Source organism: Amycolatopsis sp. NPDC003731, from assembly GCF_053586895.1.
The window spans coordinates 1-13740 of sequence record NZ_JBSFNC010000199.1; the positions used below are offsets into that span (position 1 = coordinate 1).

The 13740-nt window shown below is 71.4% G+C and carries 15 protein-coding genes; 5 read left to right on the forward strand and 10 right to left on the reverse strand.

Annotated features, from left to right (window positions below; all coding sequences use genetic code 11):
* Positions 1-165: 165 nt before the first annotated feature.
* Entirely contained in the window at positions 166-735 is a 570-nt protein-coding gene (locus ACWDN5_RS42785; RefSeq protein WP_310969041.1) for a TIGR03086 family metal-binding protein, read from the reverse strand.
* Positions 736-769: 34 nt separating this feature from the next.
* On the opposite strand from ACWDN5_RS42785, the gene ACWDN5_RS42790 reads away from it, so the two are divergent.
* A complete protein-coding gene (locus tag ACWDN5_RS42790; RefSeq protein ID WP_449680289.1) occupies positions 770-1630 on the forward strand; it encodes an AraC family transcriptional regulator in 861 nt (286 codons plus the stop codon).
* A complete protein-coding gene (locus tag ACWDN5_RS42795; RefSeq protein WP_310969044.1) occupies positions 1627-1752 on the forward strand; it encodes a hypothetical protein in 126 nt (41 codons plus the stop codon). Before ACWDN5_RS42790 ends, ACWDN5_RS42795 begins: the two co-directional genes overlap by 4 nt.
* A gap of 7 nt (positions 1753-1759) precedes the next feature.
* Here the strand turns inward: ACWDN5_RS42795 and ACWDN5_RS42800 are convergent, their stop codons facing one another.
* Both ACWDN5_RS42800 and lysS read right to left on the reverse strand, forming a co-directional pair.
* Complete coding sequence (locus tag ACWDN5_RS42800) at positions 1760-2110, reverse strand: histone-like nucleoid-structuring protein Lsr2 (RefSeq protein ID WP_020641935.1); 351 nt, start codon at positions 2108-2110, stop codon at positions 1760-1762.
* A gap of 145 nt (positions 2111-2255) precedes the next feature.
* A complete protein-coding gene (gene lysS / locus ACWDN5_RS42805) occupies positions 2256-3767 on the reverse strand; it encodes a lysine--tRNA ligase (protein WP_449680290.1) in 1512 nt (503 codons plus the stop codon).
* 77 nt (positions 3768-3844) lie between these two features.
* On the opposite strand from lysS, the gene ACWDN5_RS42810 reads away from it, so the two are divergent.
* Positions 3845-4597 (forward strand): methyltransferase domain-containing protein, encoded by a 753-nt coding sequence (locus ACWDN5_RS42810; protein ID WP_449680291.1) that lies wholly within the window; start codon positions 3845-3847, stop codon positions 4595-4597.
* A gap of 58 nt (positions 4598-4655) precedes the next feature.
* Positions 4656-4775 (forward strand): DUF6640 family protein, encoded by a 120-nt coding sequence (locus tag ACWDN5_RS42815; RefSeq protein WP_449680292.1) that lies wholly within the window; start codon positions 4656-4658, stop codon positions 4773-4775.
* Positions 4776-4785: 10 nt separating this feature from the next.
* Here the strand turns inward: ACWDN5_RS42815 and ACWDN5_RS42820 are convergent, their stop codons facing one another.
* From ACWDN5_RS42820 to ACWDN5_RS42850, 7 genes are all read right to left on the reverse strand, one after another.
* Positions 4786-5562 carry a type III pantothenate kinase gene (locus ACWDN5_RS42820; RefSeq protein ID WP_449680293.1) on the reverse strand — a complete coding sequence of 259 codons (777 nt, stop codon included), beginning with the start codon at positions 5560-5562 and terminating at the stop codon, positions 4786-4788.
* Positions 5563-5567: 5 nt separating this feature from the next.
* Positions 5568-6065, reverse strand: coding sequence for an aspartate 1-decarboxylase (gene panD / locus ACWDN5_RS42825; RefSeq protein WP_310969058.1), 498 nt, complete (start codon positions 6063-6065; stop codon positions 5568-5570).
* Between the two features lie 9 nt (positions 6066-6074).
* Complete coding sequence (gene panC / locus ACWDN5_RS42830) at positions 6075-6980, reverse strand: pantoate--beta-alanine ligase (RefSeq protein WP_310969060.1); 906 nt, start codon at positions 6978-6980, stop codon at positions 6075-6077.
* Entirely contained in the window at positions 6977-7936 is a 960-nt protein-coding gene (locus ACWDN5_RS42835; RefSeq protein ID WP_449680296.1) for a Rossmann-like and DUF2520 domain-containing protein, read from the reverse strand. The genes panC and ACWDN5_RS42835 overlap by 4 nt, the downstream gene beginning before the upstream one ends.
* An 89-nt stretch (positions 7937-8025) precedes the next feature.
* Positions 8026-9129, reverse strand: a complete 1104-nt coding sequence (locus ACWDN5_RS42840) for a PrsW family intramembrane metalloprotease (protein WP_310969670.1) — start codon at positions 9127-9129, stop codon at positions 8026-8028.
* Positions 9130-9386: 257 nt separating this feature from the next.
* Positions 9387-11786, reverse strand: a complete 2400-nt coding sequence (locus tag ACWDN5_RS42845) for a DUF6779 domain-containing protein (protein ID WP_310969063.1) — start codon at positions 11784-11786, stop codon at positions 9387-9389.
* Positions 11787-11855: 69 nt separating this feature from the next.
* Complete coding sequence (locus tag ACWDN5_RS42850) at positions 11856-12317, reverse strand: DUF3180 domain-containing protein (RefSeq protein WP_449680294.1); 462 nt, start codon at positions 12315-12317, stop codon at positions 11856-11858.
* Positions 12318-12378: 61 nt separating this feature from the next.
* Between ACWDN5_RS42850 and ACWDN5_RS42855 the strand changes: the two genes are divergently transcribed.
* Positions 12379-13314, forward strand: a complete 936-nt coding sequence (locus ACWDN5_RS42855; protein ID WP_449680295.1) for a helix-turn-helix domain-containing protein — start codon at positions 12379-12381, stop codon at positions 13312-13314.
* The last annotated feature ends 426 nt before the right edge of the window (positions 13315-13740 follow it).

Sequence of the window (13740 nt, forward strand, 5' to 3'; positions counted from 1 at the left end):
GTCAAGGCGGGAAAGCGTGCCTTGACCCGGCACCACCGGCCGCGTGCTGGCTTCGGATCGGGGTGGCGGGGGAGGTCTGGGTGGGGTGCCGGTCTGGCGTCCGCGTCTCGTTCGGGCAGGTGGAGTGACCTGAAGCTCCGGCTTTGCCGGAGCGCAACGCCAGGCTCAGGCCGTCCACCCCGGATCCCGCCCCGCGGCTCCCAGCGCCCGCTCCAGCGGCGACGCACCGTCCCCCACCGCCACCTCAGGCCCGTACACCCCCATCGAACGCGCCTGGTCGCCCATCGCCACCGCCGACTCGTACACCGCCGTCGCCGCCTCCGGGGCGTACGCACATTCGACCCCGCTCGCCCGGGCCAGGTCCCAGCCGTGCAGTACGAACTCGCCCAGGACCATCGATCCCACCACCGATGCCGGCATCGCAGCCGAGCCCAACGATGTCGTCCCCGTCCACGCCGAGGGCTCCTCGAACACCGAGACCAGCGTCTCCGTCTGCTTCTCCAGGTCCGCCCGCCAGTCTTCCGTCACCAGCGCCGCCTCCGCCTCGCCGGTCAGCGGCGCCGGCGCGTCCAGGCGCCGGCCAGCCGCGATCAGCCAGGGGCCCCAGTACAGGAGGTGGTTGACGAGCCCGCGGACGTCGTAGCCCGCGCACGGGGTCGGTGCGCTCAGGTCGGGGACCGCGGTCGCGATCCGGAGGAACTCGGCCGCGGCCGGGCGCATCAGTGCAGCAGTCATGCCGGTGATCCAAACCCCCGGCGAGGAGCGCGTCTTGTACGAACGCGACAGCTACCGTGAATCCGTGACGCACCGGATCCCGCGCGGCATCGTGGCCGAGGCCACCGCGCGCACGATGTTCACGCTGACCCGGCACCCGCCCGCGCCGGAACTCGCCGAATTCGTCGAATACCACTGGATCCTGCGGTGGGACCTGCGCGGCAAACCGCCCTACGAGCAGCGGGTGCTGCCGAACCTCTCGGTGCACGTCACGTTCTTCCCGGGCGCCTCCGGCGTCCACGGCCCGGCCCGCGACGTCTTTTCGCACCGCTTGACCGGCCACGTCCAGGGCTTGGGCGTGCGATTCCGGCCGGGCACCTTCCGCGCGTTCCTCGGGCGCCCGGTACGTGACATCGCCGACCGCGCCGTCCCACTCGCCGACGTTTTCGGACCGGCGGCCGCGGCGGTCGCGGAATCGGTGCAGAACGCCGACGGAGATGCGCAAATGGCTCGTGCGGTCGACAACTTGCTGATCGCAAATCCCGTGCCGCTGTCTCCGTCCGCGCGCGCGGCCGCGGCGGCGGTGGAATCAATCGCGCGGGATCCGGGAATTACCCGGGTGGCGCAACTGTGCGCGGATACTGGACTAACCACCCGCTCCATCCAGCGCGTGTTCGCCGAACACGTCGGTGTCCCGCCCAAGTGGGCGATCCGGATATACCGCCTCAATGACGCAGCGCAGCGGCTCGTCACAGAAGGACAACCCGATTACGCCGGTCTGGCGGTTCGACTGGGCTATAGCGACCAGTCGCACTTCATCCGCGATTTTCGGACGGTGACCGGCCAGTCGCCTGCCGAGTACGCCCGAACCGCCCGCGGTGCCACCGAACGGGAACCGGACAGCGATCGGACATGAAGAAAGCCGCCGGGCGAATATTCGCCCGGCGGCTCTCCGAAACCCCGCGTCGACACCACTCCCGCGCCGGCGCACAACTGCTGGTCAGCGACCTGCAGCCGGCCGGCCCGACGGCGGCGTGAACAATCCTCAGTTCTTCTTGTGGTAAGCCTCGACGACCTCGGAGGGGATGCGGCCGCGGTCGGAAACCGCGTATCCGTTCTTGCGCGCCCACGACCGGATGGCCTGGTTCTGCTCGCGGTCGACCGCGGCCGGACGAGCCGAACCCTTACCCGCGACCGGACGGACCGAAGCGCGCTTGCGACCGCCCGCACGACGCGCGTGCTCGACATACTGAGCGAGCGCGTCCCGCAGCTCCTCGGCGTTTTCCGAGGAGAGATCGATCTGGTAGCTGACTCCGTCCAAACCGAACTCGACGGTCTCTTCGGCCTCACTACCGTCGAGGTCGTCGACCAGCGAGACGAGCACCTTCTGTGCCATCCGATTCCTCCTGCGGGGCTTACTCAATGATCTGGTACGGGGCAAGCCCCGGGACAGAAGTCTTTGTCTAAGACATTAGTACCCGCTTCTGCAGTGCAGCGCAAATCTCGTATCCATAACCGCCCGCTATCCTCACACGGCCGGGTTATTCGGGTCGCACCAGCGGGAAGAGGATCGTCTCCCGGATACCGAGACCGGTCAGCGCCATGAGGAGCCGGTCGATCCCCATTCCGACGCCACCGCTCGGCGGCATTCCGTACTCCAGGGCCCGCAGGAAATCCTCGTCGAGCCGCATGGCTTCGCTATCGCCCTGCGCGGCCAGCAGCGACTGTTCGGTGAGGCGTTCCCGTTCGACGACCGGATCGACCAGCTCGGAGTATCCGGTGGCGAGTTCGAATCCGCGCACGTAGAGGTCCCACTTCTCGGCCACGCCGGGCCGGGAGCGGTGCTGCCGCGTCAATGGCGACGTCTCCAGCGGAAAATCACGGACAAACGTCGGTGCGTGCAGGTGATCTCCGACGAGGTGTTCCCACAGTTCCTCGACGAGCTTCCCGTGCCCGAGCTTCGGATCCACTTCCAGGCCCCTGGCCTGCGCGAATCCGTGCAGTTTGGCGGCCGGCGTGTCCGGCGTCACCTCTTCGCCGAGGGAATCGGACAACGACTCGTACATTCCGAGCGTGGTCCATTCGCCGGACAGGTCGTACTCCGAACCGTCCGGAAGCGTGACGACCTGCGTGTCCAGCACCGACTGCGCGGCCTCCTGGATCAGCTGCCGCGTCATCACCGCGTTCGTGTCGTAGGTGGCGTACGCCTCGTAGTACTCGAGCATCGCGAACTCCGGCGAGTGCGACGAGTCACTGCCCTCGTTCCGGAAGTTGCGGTTGATCTCGAAGACCTTCTCGATGCCGCCGACGACGCAGCGCTTGAGGTACAGCTCCGGCGCGATCCGCAGGAACAGCTCCATGTCGAACGCGTTGGAGTGCGTGACGAAGGGGCGGGCCGTGGCGCCGCCGTGCAGCGTCTGCAGCATCGGCGTCTCGACCTCGGTGAACCCGCGGCGGTGGAACGACTCCCGCAGCGACCGGACCACACCGGCGCGCGTGCGCACGACGTCCCGCGCCCGCGGGCGCATGATGAGGTCGACGTAGCGCTGGCGGACCCGCGTCTCCTCGGCCAGGTCCTTGAAGGCGTTCGGCAGCGGGCGCAGCGCCTTCGACGTGATGCGCCAGGCGTCGGCCATCACCGAAAGCTCGCCGCGCTTGGACGTGATGACCTCGCCCTGCACGAACACGTGGTCGCCGAGGTCGACGTCGGACTTCCAGGCCGCCAGCGCGTCCTCGCCGACCTTCGCCAGGCTGATCATCGCCTGCAGCTCGGTGCCGTCGCCTTCGCGGAGGCTCGCGAAGCACAGTTTGCCCGTGTTGCGCAGGAACATCACCCGGCCGGTGATGCCGACCTGCTCGCCCGTGGCGGTGTCGGCGGGCAGCCCGGAATGCGCGGCGCGCACCTCGGCGAGCGAGTGCGTCCGGGGTACCTCCACCGGGTAGGGATCGATACCCTCCGCGAGGATCCGGTCGCGCTTCTCCCGGCGCACCCGCATCTGCTCGGGCAGTTCGTCTTCGGCGGGCTCGCTGGTGGAAGCGGGGTTTTCGGTCATGGCCCATAGGGTACGAACCCGGCGGACCGCTACGCCAACCGGATTACCTTTACCTTTACTCGATTAGCCTGGACAGCGTGAGCGATCCTACCCGAGGTCAGCGCGCTTCTTCCTTCGGCAGCCGGGCCGCCGAGTACGCCCGGCACCGGCCCGGCTACCCGCGGGCCGCGATCGAGTGGGGTCTTTCCGGGGCGGCCGGCACCCCGCGCCGGGTGCTCGACCTCGGCGCCGGAACCGGCAAGCTCACCCTCGGCCTCACCGCGCTCGGGCTCGACGTCACCGCGGTCGAACCCGACCCGGAAATGCGCGCGGAACTCGAGCGGGCGGTGCCGTCGGTGCCGGCCCTGGCGGGGGAGGCGGAACGGATCCCGCTGCCCGACGCCGCCGTCGACGCGGTTTTCGTCGGCCAGGCGTTCCACTGGTTCGACATGCCGGTCGCGCTGGCGGAGATCGGCCGCGTGCTGCGCCCGGGCGGCGTGTGCGTGCCGATGTGGAACTACGAGGACGAATCGGTGCCGTGGGTCGCCGAGTTCACCACCCTGGGCCGCGACGGCGCCCGCCGCCCGGCGAGCGTCGAAGATATGCGCGAAGTGACGCACCCGGCCTTCGAATCATTCGAAATCGATCGGTTTCACCATACGCAACGGCGCACCGCGGAGACCCTGCTGGAAACGATCGCGACGTATTCGAAGGTGATCGTTTCCGCCCCGGAGGAGTCGGCGGCCCTGCTCGGCCGGCTCCGGCAGTTCCTGGCCGCGAATCCGGCCACCGCGCAGGGCGAGTTCGACCTGCCGCTGGTCACCACGGTCCTGCGCGCGCGACGACGGTGACTTCCTTGACCTCGATCCAACCCGAGGTTGCACACTGCGCCGACTGGAACGAACCCACGTGTTCAACCCGGCTTGGCCACCGCACGCGAAGTTCCACAACGGCCAGACGATGAGCCTCGGGCTGACGCTCGGCGCCACCAGCCTGTGGCAGCTGTGGCGCCGGCTGGCCCGCGGCTGACGGCGGGGGTTCAGGGCCGGATGTTGCGCTCGTAGGCCAGCCGCAGGCCGAGCAGCGTCAGCTCCGGGACGTGGTCGGTGATCGTCTCCGACTCGTCCAGCACCAGCGGGGCCAAGCCGCCCGTGGCCAGCACGGCCACCTTCTCCGTCCCGCCGGGCGACAGCTCGCGGACGATCCGGCGCACCAGGCCGTCGACCTGCCCGGCGAAGCCGTAGAGGATCCCCGACTGCAGGCACTCCACCGTGTTCTTGCCGATCACCGACCGCGGCGGGACCAGTTCGACCTTCCGGAGCGCCGCCGCGCGCAACGCCAGCGCGTCCACCGAGATCTCGATCCCCGGGGCGAACGCGCCGCCGAGGAACTCGCCACGCGCGGAGATCGCGTCGACGTTGGTCGACGTGCCGAAGTCGACCACCACGCACGCCGTCCTGTGGAGGTGGTGCGCGGCCAGCGTGTTCACCAGCCGGTCCGCGCCCACCTCCTTCGGGTTGTCCACCAGCAGCGCCACGCCCGTGCGCACGCCCGGCTCGACGACGATCTTCGGGATCCGGGCGTAGTACCGGCCGAGCATCACGCGCAGTTCGCGCAACACCGCCGGCACCGTCGACAACGCGCTGATCCCGGTCACCGCGTCCGCGTGCGGGCCGAGCAGCCCGCGGACCGTCAACGCCAGCTCGTCGGCGGTGATGCGCGCGTCCGTGCGCATGCGCCAGTCACCCACGAGGTCGGTACCGGACCACAGGCCCAGGACGATGTTCGTGTTGCCGACGTCGACGGTGAGCAGCAAGCGGGTCAGCTTTCCGCGTGCAGCAACGCGTCGAGGCGGCGGGCGTCCGCCGTCTCGGCGACCGGGAAGATCGCGGTCTCCTCGTCCGCGGGCAGGGTCACCGTGCCGGACAGCAGCCCGGACCCTTCCGGCGCGTGGCCGGGGTCGGTGTGCCGGTGGACGACCCGGTTGTCCGCGTCGACGAACACCACGCGCGGCTGGTAGGTCGCCGCCTCGGCGTCGTCCATCTGGCCGTACGAGATGAGGATGACCAGGTCACCCGGGTGCACCAGGTGCGCCGCGGCCCCGTTGATGCCGAGCACCCCGCTGCCGCGTTCGCCCTTGATGACGTAGGTCTCCAGCCGCGCCCCGTTGGTGACGTCCACAATGGACACCTGTTCCCCCGGCAGCAGGTCCGCGGCCTCCATCAGGTCCTCGTCGACCGTCACCGAACCGACGTAGTGCAGGTCGGCCTGGGTCACGGTGACCCGGTGGATCTTCGACTTGAGCATCGTGCGGTACATCGTGGACTCCTATTCCCCTGCGTCCAGCCGCTCCGGGTGCTCGACGGCGGCGCCGAGCAGGACCGGAACGTTGTCGATCAGCCGGGTACTCCCCACCCGGGCCGCGATCAACAGTCGTGCTTCACCATCGACGGGCGCGGGCCCGAGGTCGGTTCCCCGCAACTCCAGGTAATCCACCTCGACCGCGGGCCGCGCGGCGAGGGTCTTCCACGCGGTCTCGAGGACCGCCTCCGCCCCGTCCCGGCCGACGAACGCCCCCGCGGTGAGGGCGGCCGACAGGACGATGGCGTCTTCGCGCTGCTCAGGCGTCAGGTAGACGTTGCGCGACGACAAAGCGAGCCCGTCGCGCTCCCGGACGGTCGGCACGCCGATGACGCGCGTGTCGATGTTCAGGTCGCGCACCATCCGCTTGATCAGCACCAGCTGCTGGTAGTCCTTCTCGCCGAAGAAGGCGTAGTCCGGGCGCAGCAGGTTGAACAGCTTCGCCACGACGGTGAGCACGCCCGCGAAGTGCCCGGGCCGGACCGCACCTTCGAGTTCTTCGCCGAGCGGTCCGGGGTGGACGGTCACCACGGCGCCCTCGGCGTAGAGGGCGTCCGCGCTGGGCGTGAACGCGATTTCGATGCCGTCCTCGCGCAGGATGTCGAGGTCCGCCTCCAGCGGCCGCGGGTACGCCTCGAAGTCTTCGCCCGCGCCGAACTGCAGCGGGTTCACGAAGATCGAGGTGGCCACGACGGTGTTCGGCAGCCGCTTCGCGCGGCGGATCAGCTCGCGGTGCCCGGCGTGCAGCGCGCCCATGGTCGGCACGAGCGCCAGCTTGCGGCCGACGCCGTGCAACGCCCGGCTGACCTGGCTCACGTGCTCGGGCGACGCGAACGTGTTCAACGTGCCGCGGCTGAATTTCGGTGTGGTCACTGGTCTTGGTGCCCTTCGGCGGGATCGTCGAGGAGTTCGGTGAGGTCTTCGGCGGCCGCGGTGTCCAGCAGCCCGGCCGCCGTCGAACGCGCCACCGTGCGCTTGGCCAGCGCCCGGTAGGCCGGCGCCACGTCCGGCGCCCGGTCCGCCAGCACCGCGAGGTGCTTGCGGACGGTGCCGAGGTCGCCACGCGCGACCGGGCCGGTGAGGGCGCGGTCGCCGTGTCGCAGCACATTATCCAATGCCGCCGAGAGCAGGGGCGCGACCAGGCGTTCGGAATGCCCGATTCCGGCCTGGCGCAACAGGTCCGCGCAGTCGGCGACCAGCGTCATCAGGTGGTTTGCGCCGTGCGCCAACGCAGCGTGGTAGAACGCTCGCGCGGAGTCGGGGATGCGCACCGGCTCGGCACCCATCTCGACGGTCAGCGCCTCGCCGACGTGCCACGCCGCTTCGTCGTCCTCGGCCGCCGTGACACCGATGCTGCAGGCCGCCAGCCGTTCGAGGTCCTCCTCGCGGCCGGTGAACGTCATCACCGGGTGCAGGGCGAGCGGCAGGGCGCCGGCCTCGGCCGCGGGGGCCAGGACGTCGATGCCGTGCGCGCCGGAGGTGTGCACGACGATCTGGCCGGGCCGCAGCGACTCGGTGGCGACGAGCCCGCGGACCATCCCGGCGAGCGCGTCGTCGGGCAGGGCGAGCAGCACCAGGTCCGCCCGGCGGACGGTTTCGTCGGGCGGTAGGAGGGGCACGCCCGGGAGGAGGCGTTCGGCACGGGCCAGCGACGAAGCGGACAGGCCCGACGCGGCGACCACCCGGTGCCCCGCCCGGGCCAGCGCGGCGCCGAGCACGCTGCCCACCCGGCCGGCGGAAACGACACCGACCGCGAGGCGGGCGGGCCTCATCATGGCGTGCGCCTGTGGACGCTCATGGTTGGCAGACTCCCTCTGCTCTCGTTCCAGTCCCGCTCCGGGTACCGGACGACGGCGCGAGACTAACTCGGGCGAGCGGGCGCCGTTGAGCCCGGGTGACCAGCTTCACCCGGACCGGGTCACCCGCGGGCGGCCTCGTCGGCGAGGCGCGTCGCCTCCGCGCGGGCGGCCTTCAGGGTGTGCAGCAGCTCCTGCTGGCGCTGCCGGTCGGAGTCGCTGGTGAGCTGGTGCCGGTCGAGGAACGCGAGCTCCGTCACGCTGGCCTGGTAGACGGCGACCGCCTTCGCGGCCTGCTTGCCGGACTGCCGTTTCGCCTGGCGGCGCCAGGCCCGCCGGCCGGGCAGGCTGGCGAGCAGTTCGACCTCCGACGGCGCGATCCACCGCGCGGCGGCCATGTGCGGCAGCGCGGCGGCGATGATCCGCTGTTCCCGTTTCCGCTGGAGGACGACCAGGTAGACCACGCCGAGGAAGAGCGGCAGCATGATCAGGAAGTAGACGGTGAGGAACTTCGACCCGCCGAGCAGCGCGGCGCTGTTCCACAGGGCGTGCAGGCAGACGGCGGCGAGGTACCCGGCGACCGGCGCGACGAACTTGAGCGCCTTGGTCGTCGTCCGCGCGGCGATGCCGATCCCGATGCCGGTGAGCACGGCGAACAGCGGGTGCGTGAAGGGCGCGAGCACGCCCCGCAGGAAGAAGGCGGTGATGACGCCCTGGCTGTGCCCGTCACCGAAGCCGTAGTCGGCGAAGGCGCGCCCGAAGTAGTAGATGTTCTCGGTGAAGGCGAACCCGGCGGCGCTGAACCCGGCGTAGACGACCCCGTCCACGACGCCGTCGAACTCGCTGGACCGCCGCCACAGGATGAGCACGACGAAGAGGGCCTTCGCGGCCTCCTCGAAGATCGGGGCGGAGACGAGCGCGGCGAGCGTGTTGCCGTTGCCGGTGCCGAGCAGCTCTTCCCCGACGGCCTCGGCGGTGGTGTTGATGAGCAGCGCGGTGACGGTCGCGATGCAGGCACCCCAGGCGAAGGCGAGCAGCAGGAACTTGGCGGGCTCGGGCTCCCACCGGTCGACCCAGAGGAACCCGGCGACCACGCCGGCCACGGGCACGAGCGCGGCGAGGACGCCGATGGTGACGGCGAGCGGGCCCACCCGCGCGGTGGCGAGCCCGAACAGGAACAGGCCGCACAGGGCCACCACGATGAGGCCGAGCACCGGCAGCAGCACGGTGACCCGGCGAGGCCGCCGTCCGCGATCAAGTCCCGTCGCGGGCGAGAGGGTTCCGCTCACAGCGGGTCACCCTACGCAAGTGGCCGCGGGGACCGGAATGCCACCTCAGCTCCCGCTGCGGTTTCTCGCGCGAGCGCACGCCTGACCGGCCCGCTCCGGGACGAGCTGCCCGTGCGGCGGCCCCGCGCTGTCGCGAATGACTCATTGGGGACCTCCGACGTCCCGAATGAGTCATTCGCGGCACTTGGGGCGCCTCAGTCCTCCGCGCGCCGGCGGCGGCGGGGCGTCGCGCCCGTGCCGCCGTTGGCCGCGAGCAGCTCGCTCACCGAGCGGCCCGCCGCGTGCGAGCCGCTGCCCGGGGCGGGCTCGGGCGCCGCCCGGCGGCCGTTGCGGGCTCCGTTGTGGCCGTTGCCGTTCTGCGGCTGCTCGACGTCCGCCGGGTCCACCGGGGCCATTCCGCGGCGGGACATCGAGGCCCGCTCCGCGACCATGCCCTCCCAAGCCGGGGGTTCGCCGTCCGGACGGCGGCGGCGGCCTCCGCCCGGGGGCTCCGGCGCCGCGGCGGGCACCGCCGGCATCTGCTGCGAGTCCTCCGGCTTGCGGCGGCGGCCGCCCGAGCGGCCCTGGAAGTTGCGGACCGACTCCGGCAGCGTCGGGTTCGCCATCGGCGACTCCGCCTTGGCCGCCTCCGCGGCCGGCGCGCGGTGCGATCCGCCGTGACGCGACGGCGGCTCCTCCAGGATCGGCGACATGTCGGCCCGCGAGAACTGCTCCAGCCGCGACGGACGGCGGCTGTCGGCGGCCGGGACCGGCGTGGTCGGCGGCACCACCGGCGGCAGATCGGTGCGCGACGGCTGCCGCGGCGCCGGCTTGTTGCTCGGCACCGGCGTCGTCGGCGGGACGACCGGCGGGAGGTCCGTGCGCGATGCGGCGGCGTCCCGCGGCATCGGCGGCTTCGGTTCGGGCGGCTTCGGCCGGTTCGGGCGCTGGCGCTCGGCGAAGTCGTCGCGGTTCTGGAAGGCCGCGCTCAGGTCCTTGACCGGCCGGATGTCCGACCGCGACATCTCCGACGGCTTCGGCGGCGGCACGCTGGCCGCCGGACGCCCCGGCGCCGGCCGCGGCGGCTCGGGCGCCTTCCGCGGATCCGGGCGGGCGCCGTTCGGCTGACCGCCGACGCGCGGGAGGTCCGGACGGGACATCTCCACCCGCGGGATATCGGGACGCGACATCTCCACGCGCGGGATGTCCGGACGCGACATCTCCACCCGCGGGATGTCGGGACGCGACATCTCCGCCCGCGGGATGTCCGCGCGCGACATGTCGACACGGGGGATGTCCGGGCGGGACATCTCCACTCGAGGGATATCGGGACGCGACATCTCCACGCGCGGGATGTCGGGCCGCGACATCTCGACCCGCGGAATGTCCGCACGCGACGCTTCGGCCCGCGGGGCGTTCGGCCGCGGCGCCTCGGGCCGCGGCATCGGCGCCTCGACGCGCGGGAGGTCCGGACGCGACATCTCCACCCGCGGGATGTCCGGACGCGACACCTCGACGGGCCGGATGTCCGACCGCGACAGCTCGGCCCGGCGCGCGGGCGGCGGCTCGGGACGGCGGATTTCCGTCTTCGGCTCCGGCGGTTGCGGGCGGCGGATCTCGGTCTTCGGCTCCGGCGCCTGCGGACGCCGGATTTCGGTCTTCGGGTCAGCGGGGGGCCGCGGGACGTCCCGGCGCGTCGGCTCGGCAGCGGCCTCCGGACGGCGCTCGGGCTGCTTCGCGACTTCGTCCTGCTTCGGCAGCCGCATCGGCTGGGACTCGGCCTGCCGGCGCGCCGCCTCGGCCCGCAGCTCGGCGGCCTTCAGCTCGCGCTGCGCGGCGTTCAGCGCCGGGTCGACCGGCGGCACCGGCGGACGGCGCTCGCTCAGCGGCTTCGGCCGGGCCATCTGCTGGGTGCTCTGCACGGAGACGTTCGCCGGCGCCTTCGGGACCGGCTTGCCGCCGAAGCCCTTGCCCTTGCCGAGGCCCTTGCCGTTCGCGGGCTTGCCGTTCGAGGCCTTGCGACGGCGTTCGTCGAGGACGCGGTCGATCAGCTCGGTCGGCCGCTCGCCGCCCTCGACCACCGGCTTCTTCCCGGCCATCAGCTGGGCGGGCTTCTTCTTCGGCGCGGCGTCGGGGATCAGGCGGTTCTCGTCGGAGAGCTTGCGCATCCGGGTCGCCTGCGCGGTCAGCGCGACGCGTTCGAGCAGCACCTCGCCGCCGAACAGCGACTGAAGGCTGTCACGCAGCGCGGACACCTCCGCGCGCAGCGCCTCCAGCTCCTCGCGGCCCTTGGAGTCGGCGGCGCTGCGGTTCTCCGCCTCCATCTCCAGCTCGTACTCGCGCCGGGCCGCGATCTCGCGTTCCAGCTCCAGTTCGTACACAGCCTGCGCCTCGGCGACCGCGTCCTCGCTCTGTGCCGCGCTCTTGCGGTACTTCACGGCGAGGAAAGCGCCGATCAGGGCGGCCCAGAGGGCCGCGACGATCCCGAGCCGGAGATAGCGGAGATCGTCGCTGAGCACCAGTGCGAGGGTGGCTCCGATGGCGAGGACAAAGCCGACAACGAGCCACGGCCTGCCCAAGAGGCGGCCGCGCGAGTCGTCACCCACGCCGGTCATGACTGACACCGTACCTGCTCGTAATCCGAACGAGACCTACTCGGTCCAGCGAGCGGTGGGATTCCAGCGCTAACCGGTCGTCCCGCGGGTGCGCTCACGATCGTGGTCCTGCGGGGTCCGGCAGCAGTGTTCGAGCCACAAAGCCGCTGCTACCAGGGCCGCGGAGGACACCGCGCCGACCGCCGCGGCACGCGTGTCGAAGACCGCGGCGACGAGTTCGTCACGTCGGGGAAAAAGATAGGCGAGCGCCGCCAGCCAGGCGCCCGCCATGAACGCGCCGGCGAGTGACGAAGCCTTGGCGAGGGCCACCGATCGGGCTACCCCGATCGCGCCGACGATCCGGCCGTTCTTGATGCGCGACCGGATCGAGAAGGCCAGCACGACCTCGATCACGGCGAGCACGGCGAAGGTGACACCGGCGAGGAGCGGCAGCTGCGGCAGCGAGCCGTAGGCCGTCTGGAAGAGCAGGTAGCCGAGTCCCAGGCCGAGCAGCCCGGCGACCACCAGGTCGCGGGGCCGGGTGAAGTGCATGCCTCAACCGTACCGTGGAAGAGTTGACTCTCCACCGACTGGAGAGTTCATCATGCGTTTTGTGGGCACCACCGCAACCTTCACCATCGGCGAGCTGTCCCGGCGGACCGGCCTGCCGGTCAAGACGATCCGCTTCTACTCGGACGAAGGGCTGCTGCCGCCGACCGAGCGGACGGACGCCGGCTACCGCCTCTACGACGCGGCCGCGATGGCGCGCCTGGAGCTGGTCCGCACGCTGCGGGAGCTGGGTCTCGGCCTCGCCGACGTCTCCGCCGCGCTGTCGCAGTCGACGACGGTCGGCGAGCTCGCGGTCCGGCACGTGGAGGCGCTCGACGAGCAGATCCGGCGGCTGCGGCTGCGCCGGGCGGTGCTGCGCGCGGTGGCCAAGCGCAATTCCGAACTGGAGGAAGTGAACCTGATGAACCGTCTCGCGTCGATGTCCGACGAGGAGCGCAAGCGGCTGGTCGACGAGTTCTGGGACGAAATGGTCGCCGGGCTCGACATCGACCAGGAGTTCTACCGCCGGATGCGGTCGGGCAAGCCGGAGCTGCCCGACGACCCGACACCGGAGCAGCTCGAGGCCTGGATCGAGTTCGCCGAGCTGGTCCAGGACCCGGAGTTCCGGGCGTTGATCCGCCACATGAGCGAAACCCAGGCCAAGCAGATCGAGGACGGCGAGTTCCACCAGCCGGCTTCGGCCTGGCAGGAGAACTGGCCGGTCTGGGTCTCCCGAGCGGAGGCAGCGGTGACGGCGGGCGAATCGCCGACGTCGCAGACGGGGCAAACGCTTGCGGCGGACTTGGCGGCAGCCTCGGCCCGGCCGGACCAGGACCCGGCATCGCCGGAGTTCCGCGCGGAACTGGCCGACCGGTTCGCGATGAGCGGAGACCCCCGGGCGGAGCGCTACTGGCAGCTGCTGGCCACGATCAACGGCTGGCCCCCGATCCCGACGGCCCAGCCGGCGGTCCGTTTCATGATCGAAGCCCTGCGCGGCTGAGCGCACGGGAACAACAGCTCGGCGACGGACCGGCGGCGATCGGTAACGGTCACCACCGGTTCACCGATGAGTAACCTTTCCGACCGTCGAAAGCCCGGCCCGGCCCGGTACGGTACGGGCTCGGCACGGCCCGGTACGGGCTCGGATCGGTACGGGCTCGGCCTTGCCCCAGGGCGCCCACGCCCCGAACGGCGCGGGCTTCCCGCTCAGCCTTCGGCTCGGCCCTGCCCCGGCGCCGACGGCCCGAACGGCACGCGGACCACCCAAACCGGCACCCAGCCCAGACCTCCCCCGCCACCCCGATCCGAAGCCCGAACACGGCCGGTGGCGCCGGGTCAAGGCACGCTTTCCCGCCTTGACGCGGTACCACCGGCCGTAGTGACAATCGCGGCTTCGGGGTGGTGGGCACCGAGCAAAGCGACCTCG

Coding starts and splice junctions, on each gene's coding strand:
- ACWDN5_RS42785 (WP_310969041.1), bottom strand. CDS start 735: ATGACTGCTGCACTGATGCGCCCGGCCGCGGCCGAGTTCCTCCGGATC.
- ACWDN5_RS42795 (WP_310969044.1), top strand. CDS start 1,627: ATGAAGAAAGCCGCCGGGCGAATATTCGCCCGGCGGCTCTCCGAAACC.
- ACWDN5_RS42800 (WP_020641935.1), bottom strand. CDS start 2,110: ATGGCACAGAAGGTGCTCGTCTCGCTGGTCGACGACCTCGACGGTAGT.
- lysS (WP_449680290.1), bottom strand. CDS start 3,767: ATGACCGAAAACCCCGCTTCCACCAGCGAGCCCGCCGAAGACGAACTG.
- panD (WP_310969058.1), bottom strand. CDS start 6,065: ATGTACCGCACGATGCTCAAGTCGAAGATCCACCGGGTCACCGTGACC.
- ACWDN5_RS42845 (WP_310969063.1), bottom strand. CDS start 11,786: ATGACCGGCGTGGGTGACGACTCGCGCGGCCGCCTCTTGGGCAGGCCG.
- ACWDN5_RS42850 (WP_449680294.1), bottom strand. CDS start 12,317: ATGCACTTCACCCGGCCCCGCGACCTGGTGGTCGCCGGGCTGCTCGGC.